Annotated in this window: 1 protein-coding gene; it reads right to left on the reverse strand. The window is 59.4% G+C overall.

What is annotated here, in order from left to right; translation table 11 throughout:
- Positions 1 to 350 (reverse strand): hypothetical protein (locus SB689_RS22710; protein ID WP_410694335.1); only part of this gene is annotated, 350 nt, incomplete at both ends.

Here is a 350-nt window from a genome sequence, read left to right on the forward strand (position 1 = left end):
CTGCGGCGAAAGGTTGTGGCCTTCGTCGTAGACAATGACGAGCGGGCGGCGCTCGCCGTTATCGGAACGTTCGATGAGCCGCTCCCACGGCGACTGGTTCCCGAAGAGGTCTTGGTCCTGCTTGTAGATGTTGAGCGCGCCTTCGGCCTGGTCCTTGTTGTTGAACAGGCCGGTGGTTGCGAGGACGAGCAGTGGCGTTGTGCTGTCGGAGATCAGCGCGGGGTCGAGCTGGCCGACGTTGACGACGGCGAAGCCATCAACGATCTCGCTGTATTTCCCGCCCGAAAAATTCGTGAAGGTTTGACCGACAACAGACTTGGCCTTCGACATCCAGAAGACGATCGGTTCTT

Source organism: Chryseobacterium sp. SIMBA_038, assembly GCF_046535115.1.
GTDB lineage: Bacteria > Bacteroidota > Bacteroidia > Flavobacteriales > Weeksellaceae > Chryseobacterium.